The following is a 15,571-nucleotide window of genomic DNA, read 5'->3' on the forward strand; positions in this document are numbered from 1 at the left end:
GTGACAAAGATATTTATCGGTGGTGATATAGTCAACTATCAGAATGAATCCGGTTTATTATTTTCTGATGAATTAGAATATATCATTAAACAAAGCAACTATGCCATTTGTAATTTTGAAGCGCCAATTAGTGGCTTCGGAAATCCAATCAAGAAATCGGGTCCTCATCACAGTCAACTTTCATCTACGCTAAATGGTTTGAAGAAGCAAGGGATGAATATGGTGTGTTTGGCAAATAATCATATGATGGATTATGGTGCTGATGGAATGAAAAAGACCAAAGAATTTGCTGAATCAATAGGTTTATCCACAGTGGGATCAGGGATGGATATTGAAGAGGCGTATGCTCCACAAATCGTTGAGATCGGTGATAAGAAAATTGCAATTATTAATGCATGCGAAGCACAGTTTGGTGTGATAGATTATTTTGCGGAAAATGAAGCATCTTTAGGGTACGCTTGGATAAATCATAGTCGCATCGATCTATCTATATTGAAGTGCAAACAGAAATATGATCATGTCATTGTTGTTGCTCATGCGGGTTTAGAGCATTACTCTATACCACAACGGGAATGGAGAGTACGTTACAAATCTTTAATTGATCTTGGAGCAGATGCAGTCATTGCTTCACACCCTCATGTACCTCAAGGTTATGAAAAATATAATGGAGGAGTTATTGCATACAGCTTGGGGAATTTTTATTTCGACTCGAAGAATTATGTGAATAAGAAAGGCCATACTTATTCTGTCATACTGGATTTTGCAGATAATGAAGTGAACCTTACGCCGATTTTCCACCACAAAGAAAATCAAACCGTTGTATTGTCTAAAGAGGAAGAAAGAATTAATATCGATGAATTAAACAAAATGCTTGAAGATCCATATGATGAAAAACATGAAGAAATGGTATTGAGTGCGTATCAATCAGTTGGCAAGAATTTTAATTATTCAATTTCTCCATTCCCTGTATATGGGGGGGTTATTAAATCCTTGTTAAGAATGTTGAAAAGAATAATTATGTTTTTGCTGAAACGAAAACGAACGGATAAAACCCTGCTTTCACTTCATTTGTTTCGGAATGAAGCATATTATTATGTGATTCGGAATGCATTGGAAATTAAAAACAGAAGGTGAGATACAGATGAGCGATTTCATTTATAGCAATACCTATATTGATGAGGAACAGATAAAACTCAGCTTTCAAGAAATATATGGAAATGATCATAACCTTATTCATTTGTTCAATGGCAGTTGGGGAAGCTTTGCGTTTTTATCAAATCATTATGAAGGGTTTGATTATTATGAGACCGATGATCAAATAACTGCTATGTTGGGAGGACCACTGCTCGATTTTGCAGGTTTAACCGATTTGAGCATTTCTGAAAATGAGAAAACTAAAGCTATTTCTTTACGTTATTCTCAAGAGAATATGAGTTGGGACAATGATCTAAATGGTCCGTTTCAATTTATATATATTAATAAACGGAGTGGGGAAATCACTGTTGTAACAGATATGATGTCGTTTATTCCTGCATACGAATACTCCGATGATAAATGCTTAATGATCTCATCTCATCTTTCTTTAATAAAGGCATGCAAGCCAGAATTAATTTTGGATCAAACGTCAGTTGGAGATTTTGTATTACACAGTATCGTCACTTATCCGTATACAATGTATAAGGGTGTGTACCAACTGCAACCTGCGTCAGTTCATCAGTATCACTGTGAGGCAGGGAAACAACATAAGGAGCCTTATTGGGTCCCGTATGAATCAAATGCATATAAATCATTAAATGAAGCAGCTCAGGATTTAAAGAATTCATTGGACGATTATGTGAAGAATGTGATTGCCGATCATAAACAAGTAGCTCAGTTTATCAGTGGTGGAGAAGATTCTCGGTCAATATCAAGTATCATTAGGCAATTCACCAGAAGTCGATCGTTTATTTTTCTTGATCAAATGAACAGGGAAGGCCGGGTAGCAAAGAAAGCGGCTGAAGCCTACGGTATTGAATTCAATCTGGTACAAAGAGACAAGTTACATTACTTAAACATTCTTGAAGAAGGAAGCCAGCTTGTAGGTCACGGCGCTCAATATACACATGCGCATTCATTGGGATTACATAATAAGTGCGGTCTATCGAAATATCCGGCGGTTTTTGGTGGGCTTTTTTCAGATGCGCTATTAAAAGGAGCTAGAATAAAAAAAGTGAGAGGGATAGGACGATTTCCATTCCTTCCTCAGATCAAAGATAAAATGTATAACCCTGAAAAGGTTAAAAATACTTCTGCTTTAAAGAAGGAAATAATTGGAAAAATTGAAGAAAGGCGCAAGGAGCATCTGAGTTATATTAAAGAATTCAGAAAAGAATCGGCTTCTGAATGGTTTGAGTTATGGCCCAGTTCCATGAATTTAAACATTGTAAATATTCATGTGAATCGACGACTTTTTCAAAGTTATGAACCGTTTATGTCAAACGATGTTGTAAAAATTTCTGCATTGGTCCCTCAAAAATGGAAGAAAAACCGCAAGCTATTCCATAGAGCAATGCAACCGCATCTGAAGAAAACAAAATGGTTAAAACATGGTGATGGCCGTCTCCCATACTTCCCTTGGTATGTGAACAGCTTTGTACAGTTCTTTTTCTGGAGCATCGATCTAATTGGCAGGAAGACGAAAGTATCTAAAATACATCCCGGTCCTTGGGGAGATTCTAATAATATTAAGATTAGTGAGGAATACCAAGAAAAAATCCAATCAAATAATGAGCTCTATAAGAGTATAAATCAGTCATTTACATTCAAATTATTGAATGAATTGTTTACAGGTAATAACTTGCGACTAGATAATCAATTAAACTTATTACAAACATTACATTTGATAAAATTGGAATCAAATCGAAATTTTTATAGAGATGAAAAAGTTGAATCGTGAGCTGAAGTAGGCATTTCAAGCCCGTTGTAGATTGCAAGAAAAAAGTGGGTCTTATTCATTTTTGGGGATTGAACTCGCGTCCCTTCCTAACCAGGTAAATGCCATTTTAAAATCCGTGTTATTTACTGGGACCGATAAAGCATTCGTATGCGTAACAGATGAAATGACGCTCGTCCATAAAGAAGGCGTTTAATCATTTTTAAACGATTGACCTGCCCTTCCACGTAACCATTGCTGTCTTCGTTCATGAGTGCATGAAGGGTCGGTTGAAAATCCGTTAACAGCCTGTTGATGAACGCTTTGGTTAATGGATCCTCCCGGTTTTTTTCGAATAAAATAAGCGAACGGAAGCCTTCGGCATCCCGATCGGTAACACAGGCACGGAACGAAGTGAGAAAAGCATAAAACGGACCGAGTACGGGATACTGTTGAAGAATGTCGTTGATGGCATTCCGCTTTTCCTTTTCTGCCAGCGGATTCTGCCAAAGTAGTCTCCGGATCGTTCTACGCGAATAGTAAGCCTGCGCGTGAAACGGTTGTCCCTGCTTTTTCTTTTTCCGAAATTCTGTGCCGAAGACCCGAACCGCACCGTAGGTGCCTTGATAACCGTATTGAGTGGTTAATACCGTGTAAATGGTTTTGATGCTCTCTCCGCTTTCGATCATAGAGATAACATGCTCTTGATGGGCGTCCAGCGGTTTGGGGCGCTTACCTCGATGAGCCGAAGGCGGTTCCTGTATAGCGAGATATCTCCTCACGGTCACCCAGCTGCACGAAATTGTTTTTGCGATGCGACGAAGAGAATATCCCTGCTTTTGCAGGCGTTTTGCTTCCTGGATCAGTGCCCATTTTTGCTCGGCATTTTCTCTCTGGCGTCTTTCCTGCTTCGTTTCTTTGATGAGGATGGGACTTCCCAGGATTTCCAGCTTTTCCTCTCTTTTTATTCGTGCAGGGAGCACCTTTCTCATGACCTGGGCATGAAGGGTTCATAAATTTTGAATGAGATGGAACCGGTCATGAATATGGTAGAGATCCGTCCGTATTTCCTCCATCGCTTCCTTGAATCGGGAATACCTGTCCCGGGTGATGAGAGTGATTTCCGGATGCGCTTGAAGCCACTTCTGAATCGTTTATTTCTCCCGGTCCGGAAGCATTTCCATGGGCTGGTGGGTTCTAGCGTCACCAATCAAAAGCTCATACCGATGCCCTTTTTTCCAGGCGAAATCATCCATGCCGACGAAAGGGGCTGCACGCTTCTGAGATTTCTGTTTGATGCAGTAGACGCAGCAGCGTATCATGACGGACATCCATACCGATTTTCTGACAGAGGTTCGATGCCTGGACACCATTGGTCGAAAACGCAAGGGTGCGCAGCATGTCCTCCAGCCGCCAGGTGCGTCGCTTCGATGGCAGAAGCCAGTCATACCGTTCCGTAAACACCCTTCGGGTACATTCCGTATTGATACAAAAAACCATTTCTGTGTGCGAAGGTACAGCAACACGGGCTTCCCCTGGATCGGGAGATCATGAATAACCCGCATGTAGGAGCTGTGTTTTTTAGGAGAGCTTCGTTGACATAATGGACAGGCAGACGCCCTGGTTTCTTGTGCGACAACAAAGACAAAAGAGTCAGGGGTTTCCAATTTATGCAGCACGTGAAGGTGCTCATGCAGCGGGACAGAAAGAATCGTCATGATCCTCATTCTCCTTTTTATTATCTATATACCCACTTGGCGTCAAGCGTTCCCCAAAAATGAATAAGACCCATTTTTCTCTTGCCAAATACAGTCTAGTTTTCCTCTCTTGTTTCGATAATGAACCCTCAATGGATGGGTGTTCCAAATAATTTGATGGAATAAGAACTTTTATAAAGCTTCAAAAGAAACCGTAGCACTCACAGTGGGCCAGGCGCTCGTAATGCACATGATGTGACAGCCCCCCCCCTCTCTGCTCCTCAGCTGTTTCCTCAATTGAAACCTCCTATGATCGGCAGCGCTTTATCCCTGACTGTTTATAGCAAACTCCCTCCCCAAGCTACACAACATTAACGTATACTACAACTAAACCGTAAGTATACATCCCTCTGGATTCTCACCTTTTTCTCTCTTCTTCCTGAAAGAATCAGATTTTTTAGACGAAGACCTTGTAACGTTTATGCATTTCGCATATAATGAAACCACAAAAGGTTATGATGTTTTTAAAAAGGTACCTAAAGGTGGTTTTGTTTATGCCCGCTGTTTCTTTATCCGATGAACGTATCCCTCTTCAACATCTTACTTCCAGCCGTTTTACGAAATACGGAACGCTTTTAGATGCAGACGCTTTTCAAGCAGCTGTTCCTGCACTGCAGAGAAAAGCGATGCCGGAAGCCGGTAACGTGTATGTGGCCTCTGATCCGTCACTGGAAGACGATTCGTCTCTTGTGCAGGAAGCGGAAACCGTTTTCGGTGAAATGGATATTCAGGTCGGCTACTGCAACGGTTATACAAACGCTGTGAATGCGCTGGAATACCATAAGTCTAGTGAAATCAACGTGGCCGCCACGGACTTTATTCTCTGTCTTGGACGGCTGGAAAAAGGCAAGTCGACGTTTGACTTAAATCAGGCGGAATTCTTCTACGTGAAAAAGGGCGAAGCATTTGAGCTGTACCCGGAAGTGCTTCATTTTGCGCCGATGGCGGTCTGCGGGGACGGCTTTCAATGTCTCGTTATTCTGCCGAGGGGGACGAATGAGGAATTAACCCGGGAAGCGAGCCGCAGGCAGGATCCGGTGTTATTTAAGAAAAACAAGTGGCTGCTTGCGCACCCGGAACGCGATGTGCTGATTGATCAGGGTGCGGTGCCGGGATTACTGGGAGACAATATTTACGTGAAGGGGAGGCAGTGACATGACAGAATCCATTAACGTGAAAACAGGTGAACGGTCGTTTTCTGTTCAGATCAACGGAAAGGAGATCATCCGCCACACAGACGAGGCCCCGTTTCTCTATATCGGAAAGGGTCAGGAAACGATGGAGATGTACCGGGGAAACTTTGACATTGATGACTATGTGATCGAACGGGTGCCGCTCCGCGTACATACACTGACAGAAACAGCAGATGGGTTTCAGGCGGAACTCACGGACGGAACGGAACCGGTTCTTTCGGTCATTGCTGCGCTGGAGAAAGACCGCTTTACATTTACATTCAATTGTAAGCGCAATCATAACCGTTTCTGGATGCGCCTTGTGTCACACGAGGATGAGAAAGTGTACGGCGGCGGGGAGCAGCTCTCCTACTTGAACTTAAAAGGAAGAAACTTTCCGCTCTGGACGTCCGAGCCGGGTGTCGGCAGAAACAAAAGCACGTATACGACGTGGCAGGCGGACGTGAAGGATAAAGCAGGCGGCGATTATTACAACACGAACTATCCGCAGCCGACGTTTATTTCCTCCGAGCGCTACATGGCGCACATGAATACGACCGCCTACGCCGACTTTGATTTCTCGAACGAGTCGTTTCATGAACTGCAGGCGTGGGAGATTCCGGAGTCAGTGGAATTCACCGCCGGCAGTACGTACCTGAATCTGCTGGAGAAAGTGAAAGACCGGTTCGGGACGCAGCCGGAGCTTCCGGAATGGACGTACAACGGCATGTGGCTCGGCATTCAGGGCGGCACCGATGTCGTTGAAGAAAAGCTGGCCAAGGCCGAGCGTCACGGCATTCAGGTCAGCGGCGTCTGGTGTCAGGACTGGCAGGGGAAACGGGTCACGTCCTTTGGGAAGCGGCTCATGTGGAACTGGATCTGGAATGAAGAAATGTATCCCGGCCTGGATAAAAAAATCTGGGAGTGGAAAGAAAAAGGGATCCGCTTTCTCGGCTATATCAATCCGTATGTGGCTGTTGAAGGCCATTTGTTCAAGCAGGCAGAGGAGAATGGATACCTCGCATTAAAAACGGACGGCTCCACGTACGTCGTCGATTTCGGCGAGTTCTACTGTGGTGTCGTTGACTTTACGAACCCGGAGGCATCGGAGTGGTACAAGCAGGTGATAAAGACGAACATGATCGACTTCGGTCTGGACGGCTGGATGGCGGACTTCGGTGAGTACCTGCCGACAGACGTCGTGCTGCATAACGGCGCTTCGGCACATAAGGAGCACAATGCCTGGCCGATACGCTGGGGAAACGTGAACCGGGAAGCGATTGAAGAAGCCGGCAGAGAGAACGACATCGTCTACTTCATGCGGGCCGGCTATACCGGCATTCAGACGGCGTGCCCGCTTTTGTGGGGCGGCGATCAAAGCGTCATCTGGGAGCGGGACGACGGACTGGCTTCGGTGATCCCGGCAGCTCTTTCTGCCGGCATGACCGGATGCGGCATCCACCACAGCGACATCGGGGGCTATACGAGTCTTCACGGCAACAAGCGGGACAAGGAACTTCTTCTCCGCTGGGTGGAGATGGCGGCGTTTACGCCGGTGATGCGGACGCACGAAGGCAACCGGCCGGATGACTGCTTCCAGTTTGACGGAGATGACGAAACGCTCGATGTGTTCGGTTATTTCTCCAGGGTGTACGTGCATTTAAAGCCGTATTTAAAAAAGCTCGTGAAAGAAAACGCGGAAGCCGGAATTCCGGTGCAGCGGCCACTGTTTCTTCATTATGAGGCGGATGAGACGGCGTATGACATTCAGTACCAGTACCTCCTCGGAAAAGATGTGCTCGTTGCGCCCGTGATCGATCAGGGCGCGGACAGCCGGGAGCTGTATCTGCCGGAGGATGAGTGGGTGCACGTCTGGAGCGGAGAGACGTTTACCGGCGGCTGGGTAGAAGTGGATGCGCCGCTCGGAAAACCACCGGTGTTCTACCGGAAACAGGCGGAGGACGCTTCATTGTTTCAAGCGATTCACACATTGACTTAACCAGGAGGGACGCATATGCTTACCGTTTTATATTTACCGATTGCGCGCAAAACGTTTAACACCGACGTCGCCGATACGCTGCGTCAGGAAACCGAAGAGCTGCTTCAGGAGACGGTGGAACTGATCAGCCCGATGGAATTGATGACGTCCCCGGATGACTTGGACGCGTTTCTGCAGGACGTATCGAGTCCGCCGGATGCGATTGTGTACCAGAGTCTCACGTTTGCGGACGGGGAATTTATTCAGGCCGCGGTAGACCGATACAGCATTCCGGTCATCGTCTGGTCGGTCCGGGAGCCGGAGGTCGGCGGCCGTCTGCAGCTTAATTCCTTAACGGGAGGAAACAGTACGTCGCACGTTCTCCGGAGCAACAGTCATCCGTACAGTTTTCTGTTCGGAAATCCGGATGAAGCAGCAGTGCAGGAAAGGCTCGGCTCGCTTTTTCGCGTCATGGATACGGTGAAGCAGGTGAAATCATTAAATATCGGCGTCATCGGCGAACATCCGCCCGGGTTCTATTTCTCCGGCACCGATACCGGAGAGCTTCACGACGTGTTCGGTGCGAAGGTGACGACGGTCGATCTGTACGATGCGTTTGCAAGAGCGAAGGACGTCCCGGAAGAGAGGTGGCTTCCGGAAGTGGAGACAGCGGAAAAGCAGGTGCTGACGCTGAACCGGGATGATGCGACCGTGCAGCGGTTCGCCCAGTTTACGTCCGCGATGCGCGAGTATATTGCTGAAGAAAACTTGTCGGCGCTCGCGATCCGCTGCTGGCCGGACTTCTTTAACGAGCTCGGCGCGGCGGCGTGTTCGACGCTTTCCCACTTAACGGAGGAGAGCATGGTGTCTGCATGTGAGTCGGATATTCACGGCGCGCTTTCCATGTTTATCTTAAACCGTCTGTCAGCCGGACGGGCACCGTACCTCGGCGACATGGTTCATGTGAACGAGGAAAACAATGCGCTCGTCTTCTGGCACTGCGGCGCCGGCGCGTATTCGCTCGCCCGCGAAGCAACAGGAGCGCAGCCTGGCGTACATCCGAACCGGAAGCTCGGTTTTACGATGGAATTCGGGTTAAAGGCAGGCGAAGTCACGCTGTTCCGCGTCGGTCATACACCGGAAGGGTACCGGCTGCTCGTGTTTAAAGGCGAAGCGCTGGATGTACCGCAGCGGTTCAACGGAACAACGGTCGAGATCGGGCTCAAACAGCCGGTTCACAGCGTGATGCAGGAGCTGATGGAGGAAGGGTTTGAGCCGCACTACGCCCTCGTTCACGCGGATGTGACGAAAGAGATCCGTGAAATCGGAAGGCTGTTTAACCTTCCAGTTGTAGAAATCGAAGCGTAAGGGGGGCGGGTAGATGAGGGTAGCCATTGGTCAGGCAGGAGGACCGACTTCTGTCATTAACGAAAGCCTCGCCTCCTTCGTATCGACTTTTTCAGATGACGATATCTATTTAGTACTTAACGGATATGAAGGGCTGGCGACCAATCAAATGAAAGCGATGGGAGAGATGCAGCGGGAAACGATCGAGCGGAGCAGAGGGGAACCCGGAGCGGTTCTTGGCTCCGGCCGGTATGATTTCAGCCCCGCTCTTCAGAAACAGGCACTTGCCTATCTGATGGAGCGTCGCATCGAAGCGCTCGTTTTCATCGGGGGAAATGGGACGATGAGTGCGCTTCATGCGGTGCAGCACCTGGCGGAGGAGGCCGGTTATCCACTCAAGGTGATCGGCATTCCGAAGACGGTGGATAACGATATTGCAGGGATCGATCATGCGCCGGGATTTGGGAGTGCGGCGAAATATGTCGCGCAGAGCGCCCGGTATTCCAAGATGGATCTGCAGGCGATGCGCAACTTTGAGCAGGTGCGTATTCTCGAGACGATGGGAAGAAACGTCGGCTGGCTCGCGCAGGCGTCGGGATATGGCATGACAGAAGAAGCCGGTCCGGATGCGATTTATGTGCCGGAGCGGGAATACAGCCTGGAGACGATTCTCGGTGACGTGCGGCGTGCCTGGAAGGAGAAGGGCTACTGCCTGCTCGTGATCAGCGAGGGAGTGACGATCAACAACCAGCAGACGGCGCTGTCGAATTCCCGGGGGCGGACGATTCTCGGCGGGGTGTCCAAAGTGATTGAAGAGGCGGTGCGGGAGAAGCTGGAGCTCGTCTCGCGCGCGGAGCAGCTCGGGATGAACCAGCGCTGCTACTACCCGGCGGTGTCGAAGGTGGATCAGCAGGAAGCGGCGGCGGTCGGGACGTATGCTGCCAAATTAGTACAGAATGGAGAAAGCGGATTTATGGTCGGGGTCCATCGTCATGATACAATGAACTACAAAGCGGAATTAACTCGCGTTCCGCTGCAAATTGTGAGCGATGGAGGTGAACGACTGCTTCCTGATACCTATATTGAGGAGAGAAAAGCGTATAACGAATGGCTGGAAGGGATTATCGACCTTCCGCCTGTCTCCACTCAAACCCAGGCCGGAAGCAGCTCAATCTTATGAAAAAACAAATGGAAAAGCTGGATCATTCGAAAGGGTCTTTGTATTTACAGATTAAAGATATCCTGATCGACCGCATTCAAAAGCAGTACTGGGAGCCGAACAAACTCATTCCGACAGAGCAGGAATTAATGGAAGAATTCGGTGTGAGCCGAACGACGATCCGTCAGGCGATTCAAATTCTCGTGCAGAACGGGCTGCTGGAGAAAAAGCAGGGTCGGGGAACGGTCGTGAAACCGCAGCGTCTGCAGGGAAGTCTTGGACGGCTGAAAGGGTTTGCTGAAGAGGTCATTGAAAGCGGCCGGGTGCCGCGTTCGAAAACGCTCCGTGCCGAATTCCGGGAAGACCTGTATCAGGAAAAAACGGTGCTGATGCTGCAGCCGCATGAAAAGGTGCTTCTCGTGGAGCGGATCCGTTTTGCGGACGAGACGCCGATTGCTCTGGAGCGGACGGTGTGGCCGGAAGCGATTGGAAAGCTATTGATCGATGAAAATCTCGATGAAGCGAAATATTACGAAATTCTGGAGTCCCACAACATCTGGTTAAAGCGTGCGTCGGAGCAGATTAAGTCGATTAACTCCACGCTGCTGGAGGCTGACTACTTAGGTATCCGCGGAGGCGAAGCGCTGCTCGAGATGACGAGACTGAGTTTCGGCGTGGACGATAAGCCGATTGAATTTACAAAAACGAAATACCGGGGCGATCAATACCAGTACCACATTGATCTGGAGCGGTAAAGGAGGGCCACGTTGGCATATATTTCAGGGAAAACCATGTTGGAGAACGCGTACAAAGAAGGCTACGGTGTCGGTGCGTTCAGCGCACACAATGCGGAAACAATTCAAGGTATTTTGGAAGCGGCGGAGCAGATGAAATCGCCGATCATGATTCAGGTCGGGCAGAAAGTTATTCAAAATGTCGGCCTGGAACCGATGAAAGCGCTCATCGACATTTACATGAAAGACGTCACGGTACCGGTCGCTGTCCATCTCGATCACTGCCGCGATCTCGGACAGGCGATGAAGGCGATCCAGCTCGGGTTTCAATCGGTGATGTTTGACGGCTCGGCGCTGTCCTTTGAGGAGAATGCGGAAAAAACGAAGCTCGTAGCAGATGCGGCGTCCCATCTCGGTATCGGCAGCGAAGGAGAAATCGGCAAAATCGGCGGCACGGAAGATGATATTACGGTCGATGAGAAAGATGCCCAGATTACGTCGGAGGAAGAAGCGCTGGCTTTTGCAGATCGGAGCCGCGTGGACTACCTTGCCCTTTCAATCGGCACGGCCCACGGCATTTACAAGCAGGAGCCGGAGCTTGCGTTTGACCGGATCGAGGAGATTTCGAAGTCGCTGAATAAACCGCTCGTCATGCACGGTGGCTCCGACGTTCCGGATGCGGATGTGAAGAAGGCAATTGGCCTCGGCATTGCGAAAATCAACGTCGATACCGAGCTGCGCGTCGCTTTCACGGAAGGGATGAAGCAGTGCCTTCAGGACAATCCGAACGAGTACCATCTGGCGCATTCACTCGGTGCCGGTAAAGAAGCCATGATCGATAAAGTGAAAGAGAAGATCCGCGTGTTCGGAAGTGAGAACAAGGCGCGTACGTATTGAATAAAAGGTCGTAACAAATTTTAAAATGAGGTGATCTATCATGACGGTAACGTATGGACAGTGGACGAACAATGCGTATACAAGTTCGACGGACAGTATTGGTGTCATGAACAAGTTTACAGACGAAGTCATTGCAGAGGTCGGCGTGGCTTCAAAAGCCGATTTCGACAGCATGGTTGACTCTGCGGAGAACGTATCTGCTTCCCCGCTCCCGCCGTACAAGCGGTTTGAAATCTTAAAAAAGGCGTCGGAACTTTTAAAGGAAAAGCAGCATGAATTTGCGGAAGTGATCGCCAAGGAAGTAGGCAAGTCGATCACGGAGGCGACAGGGGAAGCCGGAAGATCGTCGCTCACGCTGGAAGTGTCCGCTGAAGAAGCGAAGCGGATCTCCGGGGAGGTTGTACCGGTGGAGTCTGCGCCGGGATCGGAGTCCCGCCAGGCGTTTACGATCAAAGAGCCGGTCGGCGTCATCGGTGCCATTACACCGTTTAATGTGCCGCTGAACTTAGTGTGCCACAAAGTCGGCCCGGCGATCGCTTCCGGCAATGCTGTGATCTTAAAGCCGGCGGAAGTCACGCCGCTCAGCGCGCTGAAGCTCGCCGAAGTGTTTAAGGAAGCCGGACTTCCTGACGGCTGGCTGCATGTTATTACCGGAAAGGGAAAAGACATCGGCACGTGGATGACGGAGAGTGAGCGGATCCAGATGATTACTTTCACCGGCAGCCCCGGCGTCGGTTTGTGGCTGAAGCAGCACGCCGGACACAAAAAAGTGAGCCTCGAGCTCGGGAACAACTCCGCGGTCGTTGTGCATCAGGATGCAGATATTGAAACGGCTGCGCAGCAGGTCGCGCAGAAGTCGTTTAACAATGCCGGACAGGTGTGTATCTCGGTGCAGCGGGTGTACGTGCAGAACGATGTGAAACAGGCTTTTCTCGAAAAGCTGAAAGTGGAAACCGAAAAGCTCGTAACCGGAGATCCGATGGATAAAAACACGGACGTCGGTCCGGTCATCGGAAAAGACGCCCTCCAGCGCGTGTCGGACTGGGTGAAGGAAGCTGTCGATCAGGGAGCGGACGTGCTTACCGGCAACAAGATAGAGGGGAACATATTCCTGCCGACGGTGCTCGTCGATCCGCCGCAGGAAGCGAAAGTGTGCCGGGAGGAAGTGTTCGGTCCGGTCGTTTCCGTGATCGGCTATCAGTCGGAGGGCGAAGTGATCGGCTTGGTGAACGACTCCAAATACGGGCTGCAGGCCGGGCTCTTTACGAATGACCTGACGTTTATGATGAAGGCAGCGAAAGAAATAAAAGTCGGCGGCCTGATCGTCAACGACACGTCCGGCTACCGCGTGGACCACATGCCTTACGGCGGTCTGAAGGAGAGCGGCGAAGGCAAAGAAGGACCGAAATACGCGATGCAGGATATGATGAACGAACGATTGATCGTGCTGCAGGGATCAGCAAAGCGTTAAGCCGCGGCCGCATGACCGTCACATACTGGTCATGCGGCTTTCTTTGTAGGGTAAGAATGTATAAAATTCAAAGCCACATTCAAGCAGTTATGCCAAGGGCTGCAGCATTTCAGTGTTCTGTTCCATGTACCGTTTGTTTCTGTTGATAGAGCTTCTCCGCTTTTCGGCAGAAGCTTGCCGTGGGCTTGTCTTCAGCTATTTCTCATGGCCTGCGCCCTGAGAAAGGATCTTCAGACTGCGCTTGATCCCACCGGCGTCTCTGCCGAACGCTCCGAAGTGTATTAGAATTAGGATGAAGAACAGATGATCCGTAGCAGGGTCGATGTCTATAAGGCAATACCGTTTCTTTTTTGCCTGCCGAAACCGGAAGCCGTCGACTCCGGGAGGATCCGAACGAGGCGAAAATCCATTCCTTCAGACGAAAGGAAGAAGGAATTAGTTGAGCCCGTTCCCTCCGGAACGCGTACGGCTGCAGGTGCAGGCAGAAAGCGGGAACCTATTAAACAAACCTCTCTTTTCTTAGGTAGAGCCGGGATTCGAGGGAGATGTGGTGGAGACGTTTTCGTGTAACTCTGCAGCAGGTGATTCCAACAACTGCGATTTCCGCTCCCAGAAATCGTTGGGGCGTGCCCGCTGAAGGAGGACCCGCTCCCACTCCGGCCGGATATTCCAACAACTGCTGTTAAAATTCTTACTTCTGCCGCTGTTTTTCTAACAGCGGGTCCTGTATTCCAACTTCTCCTGAAGCGACCGCGTTTGCAGGGGATCGAACGATACCAAACAAGAAAGGATTCATCATGGCATTCATTTCCGTCATCTTACCGATATTTATCGTCTTCGCCGTCGGCTTTCTCGGACAGCGGCTTTTCGCTTTTGATACGAGGGAGCTTTCCACGATGGCGCTGTTTTTGATTTCGCCGTTTCTGGTGTTTGAAACGTTTTATACAAATACGCTGTCGATGGACTACGTCTACCTGGCTGTGTATACGGTGGTTCTCTCCGGCTTTCTCTTAATCAGCCTGCAGCTGTGGGGGAGATTTAAAGGGTGGAAGCGGAATGAAACGGCCGGCGTTATGCTCTCCGGATCGTTTATGAACAACGGTAATTACGGGGCGCCGCTCGCTCTATTTGTATTCGGCGCAGCCGGCATGGAGATCGCCATTATTTTGATGGTGTTTCAGCAGCTGATGATGAGCACCGTCGGTATTTTTATCGCCGCAAAGGGCGGTGCCGCGGAGAAAAATTCCATTTCGACAGCATTTAAAAGCGTCGTGCGGATGCCGATTTTGTATGCCGCTCTCTTAGGCATCGCCCTGCAGCTGGCAGCGGTGGAACTGTCTTCTTCATTGGCAGAAGTCGTCAGTTTGATTGCCGGTGCGGCCATCCCGGTCATCATGATTGTGCTCGGCATGCAGCTCGCCAACGTGCCGTTGAAGCGTGTCCGCTACTCGCTATTAACGGCGACGGTCGTTTCCCGGCTCATTGTCTCTCCGGTCCTGGCTTTCCTGCTCGTCTGGGGCATGCCGCTCGAAGCGGATGTCAAGCTGGTCATGATCCTCATGGCAGCGACGCCGACTTCCGCCAACATTACGCTGTACGCCCTCCGATTCCGGACGGAGCCGGAATTTGTGTCGCTCGCGACATTAATCACCACCGTCCTTACACTACTCACCATCCCGATCGTCCTCTGGCTTCTGCCGGGGGTATGAGAAAGAAAGAAGAAGACCGGAGCTTCTTTATAAGGTCTTATTTTTTAACAAATAAGAATCTATAACATCCAAGAGCTCTTTTACATGGCCATGCCAAAGGCTTCAGCATTTTAAATCGCTGTTAAGTACATCGTTACTTTCTGTTGATAGAGATTCTCCGCTACTCGGCAGAAGCTTGCCGTGGGCTTGTCTTCAGCTATTTCTCAAGGCTTTCGCCTTGAGAAAGGATCTTCAGACTGCGCTTGATCCCACCGGCGTCCCTGCCGAACGCTCCGAAGCCCAGTATTGCATTTGAAAAGAAGGGACCTTCGATCTGGAGAAGATCTAAAAGAACCAGACAGCGCAGGGACGAGAAACAAATGAAGGAACATATTTTTGTTCAGGAAACATTTCTGCTAGTCGAAGTACTCCTTCCTTTTGCTGAAACCGGAGGCCG

At 49.3% G+C, this 15,571-nt stretch carries 12 protein-coding genes and 1 pseudogene; 10 read left to right on the plus strand and 3 right to left on the minus strand.

The window, feature by feature from the left end:
- Together C6I21_RS08050 and C6I21_RS08055 are read left to right on the plus strand one after the other, a co-directional pair.
- Positions 1 to 1,134 (plus strand): CapA family protein, encoded by a 1,134-nt coding sequence (locus C6I21_RS08050; RefSeq protein ID WP_105958941.1) that lies wholly within the window; start codon positions 1 to 3, stop codon positions 1,132 to 1,134.
- Positions 1,106 to 2,935 carry an asparagine synthase-related protein gene (locus tag C6I21_RS08055; RefSeq protein WP_142393236.1) on the plus strand — a complete coding sequence of 610 codons (1,830 nt, stop codon included), beginning with the start codon at positions 1,106 to 1,108 and terminating at the stop codon, positions 2,933 to 2,935. Before C6I21_RS08050 ends, C6I21_RS08055 begins: the two co-directional genes overlap by 29 nt.
- Positions 2,936 to 3,057: 122 nt before the next feature.
- Here C6I21_RS08055 and C6I21_RS16845 read toward each other — a convergent pair whose 3' ends face one another.
- From C6I21_RS16845 to C6I21_RS16890, 3 genes and pseudogenes are all read right to left on the minus strand, one after another.
- On the minus strand, positions 3,058 to 3,903 hold the full coding sequence (locus C6I21_RS16845) for a transposase (protein WP_105958943.1): 846 nt from the start codon (positions 3,901 to 3,903) through the stop codon (positions 3,058 to 3,060).
- Between the two features lie 256 nt (positions 3,904 to 4,159).
- The gene (locus C6I21_RS16685; RefSeq protein ID WP_245411570.1) at positions 4,160 to 4,375 is read right to left on the minus strand and encodes a hypothetical protein; all 216 of its coding nucleotides are present in this window, start codon (positions 4,373 to 4,375) and stop codon (positions 4,160 to 4,162) included.
- Between the two features lie 38 nt (positions 4,376 to 4,413).
- Positions 4,414 to 4,638: pseudogene (locus C6I21_RS16890) on the minus strand (transposase family protein); the annotation flags it as partial.
- Between the two features lie 467 nt (positions 4,639 to 5,105).
- On the opposite strand from C6I21_RS16890, the gene C6I21_RS08070 reads away from it, so the two are divergent.
- From C6I21_RS08070 to C6I21_RS08110, 8 genes are all read left to right on the plus strand, one after another.
- A complete protein-coding gene (locus C6I21_RS08070) occupies positions 5,106 to 5,822 on the plus strand; it encodes a DUF4867 family protein (protein ID WP_105958945.1) in 717 nt (238 codons plus the stop codon).
- Position 5,823: 1 nt separating this feature from the next.
- Positions 5,824 to 7,839 (plus strand): alpha-glucosidase, encoded by a 2,016-nt coding sequence (locus tag C6I21_RS08075; protein WP_105958946.1) that lies wholly within the window; start codon positions 5,824 to 5,826, stop codon positions 7,837 to 7,839.
- A 15-nt stretch (positions 7,840 to 7,854) separates the two neighbouring features.
- Positions 7,855 to 9,186: a sulfoquinovose isomerase gene (gene sftI, locus C6I21_RS08080; RefSeq protein ID WP_105958947.1), complete on the plus strand. Its 1,332-nt coding sequence runs from the start codon at positions 7,855 to 7,857 to the stop codon at positions 9,184 to 9,186.
- Positions 9,187 to 9,199: 13 nt separating this feature from the next.
- Positions 9,200 to 10,345, plus strand: a complete 1,146-nt coding sequence (locus tag C6I21_RS08085) for a diphosphate--fructose-6-phosphate 1-phosphotransferase (RefSeq protein ID WP_105958948.1) — start codon at positions 9,200 to 9,202, stop codon at positions 10,343 to 10,345.
- The gene (locus tag C6I21_RS16775) at positions 10,342 to 11,079 is read left to right on the plus strand and encodes a GntR family transcriptional regulator (RefSeq protein ID WP_280953445.1); all 738 of its coding nucleotides are present in this window, start codon (positions 10,342 to 10,344) and stop codon (positions 11,077 to 11,079) included. Before C6I21_RS08085 ends, C6I21_RS16775 begins: the two co-directional genes overlap by 4 nt.
- A gap of 12 nt (positions 11,080 to 11,091) precedes the next feature.
- Complete coding sequence (locus C6I21_RS08095) at positions 11,092 to 11,955, plus strand: class II fructose-bisphosphate aldolase (protein ID WP_105958949.1); 864 nt, start codon at positions 11,092 to 11,094, stop codon at positions 11,953 to 11,955.
- Positions 11,956 to 11,995: 40 nt separating this feature from the next.
- Positions 11,996 to 13,426: an aldehyde dehydrogenase family protein gene (locus C6I21_RS08100; RefSeq protein WP_105958950.1), complete on the plus strand. Its 1,431-nt coding sequence runs from the start codon at positions 11,996 to 11,998 to the stop codon at positions 13,424 to 13,426.
- A 797-nt stretch (positions 13,427 to 14,223) separates the two neighbouring features.
- Entirely contained in the window at positions 14,224 to 15,135 is a 912-nt protein-coding gene (locus C6I21_RS08110) for an AEC family transporter (protein ID WP_105958952.1), read from the plus strand.
- The last annotated feature ends 436 nt before the right edge of the window (positions 15,136 to 15,571 follow it).

This window comes from Alkalicoccus urumqiensis (assembly GCF_002993335.1).
Lineage (GTDB): Bacteria > Bacillota > Bacilli > Bacillales > Salisediminibacteriaceae > Alkalicoccus > Alkalicoccus urumqiensis.

What these genes read in the sequence shown, in the direction of transcription:
- C6I21_RS08055 (WP_142393236.1), top strand. Translation starts at nt 1,106, where the DNA reads ATGCATTGGAAATTAAAAACAGAAGGTGAGATACAGATGAGCGATTTC.
- C6I21_RS16845 (WP_105958943.1), bottom strand. Translation starts at nt 3,903, where the DNA reads ATGAGAAAGGTGCTCCCTGCACGAATAAAAAGAGAGGAAAAGCTGGAA.
- C6I21_RS08070 (WP_105958945.1), top strand. Translation starts at nt 5,106, where the DNA reads ATGAAACCACAAAAGGTTATGATGTTTTTAAAAAGGTACCTAAAGGTG.
- C6I21_RS08075 (WP_105958946.1), top strand. Translation starts at nt 5,824, where the DNA reads ATGACAGAATCCATTAACGTGAAAACAGGTGAACGGTCGTTTTCTGTT.
- sftI (WP_105958947.1), top strand. Translation starts at nt 7,855, where the DNA reads ATGCTTACCGTTTTATATTTACCGATTGCGCGCAAAACGTTTAACACC.
- C6I21_RS08085 (WP_105958948.1), top strand. Translation starts at nt 9,200, where the DNA reads ATGAGGGTAGCCATTGGTCAGGCAGGAGGACCGACTTCTGTCATTAAC.
- C6I21_RS16775 (WP_280953445.1), top strand. Translation starts at nt 10,342, where the DNA reads ATGAAAAAACAAATGGAAAAGCTGGATCATTCGAAAGGGTCTTTGTAT.
- C6I21_RS08100 (WP_105958950.1), top strand. Translation starts at nt 11,996, where the DNA reads ATGACGGTAACGTATGGACAGTGGACGAACAATGCGTATACAAGTTCG.
- C6I21_RS08110 (WP_105958952.1), top strand. Translation starts at nt 14,224, where the DNA reads ATGGCATTCATTTCCGTCATCTTACCGATATTTATCGTCTTCGCCGTC.